Here is an 887-nt window from a genome sequence, read left to right on the forward strand (position 1 = left end):
ATTTGGATGAATATCATAAAACAATTTAGATAAGTCATTTTCCATCCAACCTTGGCGTAAAAACTTCACTTGAGCCCATTTTTTCTCGATGGGATTTAAGTCAGGACTATAAGGTGGTAAGAATAGAAGCCTGTGACCATGCCTGTTAAGCAGCTTTTGAACGCGCTTATGAAAGGTCGCATTATCCATAACGATCACACATTTTTTCTTAAGCTTTGGTATCAGCGTGAACTTGCACCAGTGATAGAAAACCTCTTTATTGATGTTGCTCTTTAAGCAATCGAGTGCAAACAGCATTTTGCCATATAGCGCACCAATCACGTTGGTTCGCTCCTTGGCTTGCCAGTTATAACTGCCAATGCAGGGGCTACCAATGGGTGCATAACCACAAGGACGCATCGTTTCACTTTCAAAGCCACTCTCGTCCATATAGACAATAGCAAAGCCTTGAGCAATGTAGTGGTTAAGTTTTTTTAGGTAGTGAGCCCTCTTTAGTGGACAAGCTTTGGGATGCTCAAGTGTCTTTTTTTTTTGCTAACACCAATACGCTTTAAGGCTTTGCTGATGCCTGTTGGGCTACAATTAAAACGCTGTGCTCGCTCATAGTGATAATCGTCAGGGTGGTCTTTGACATCCTGAGCTAGGGCTTCATCCTCTATTTTGTAGGGCTTAATATATCGAGTGGTTTTACTATGAAGACGCTTTTTCCACTTCTGGATAGTCGTTGGACTGATATCATAGAAAACAGCAGCTTCGGCAAAGGTCATGCCCTCATCTAAGCTTTTTAAAACTTGTTTGCGATAATCTAGGGAGTAAGTCATGGTCGTTTATACTGGTAATCGTTTAATTGATTTATTTTATAACATTTTTGTGGTCATCTGACTATA

The 887-nt window shown here is 40.4% G+C and carries 2 protein-coding genes; both read right to left on the bottom strand.

All coding sequences use genetic code 11. The annotated features are described in order from the left end of the window. The coding region (locus EI162_RS14325; protein ID WP_192524966.1) for a transposase at positions 1-429 on the bottom strand (429 nt) is incomplete at its 3' end. Between the two features lie 62 nt (positions 430-491). Next, positions 492-821: an IS630 transposase-related protein gene (locus tag EI162_RS14330; RefSeq protein WP_192524967.1), complete on the bottom strand. Its 330-nt coding sequence runs from the start codon at positions 819-821 to the stop codon at positions 492-494. Positions 822-887: the final 66 nt, after the last annotated feature.

The organism is Psychrobacter sp. FME6, from assembly GCF_014861365.1.
Taxonomy (GTDB): domain Bacteria; phylum Pseudomonadota; class Gammaproteobacteria; order Pseudomonadales; family Moraxellaceae; genus Psychrobacter.

Excerpts from the sequence above, each read along its gene's own strand:
- EI162_RS14330 (WP_192524967.1), bottom strand. The coding sequence starts at position 821 with ATGACTTACTCCCTAGATTATCGCAAACAAGTTTTAAAAAGCTTAGAT.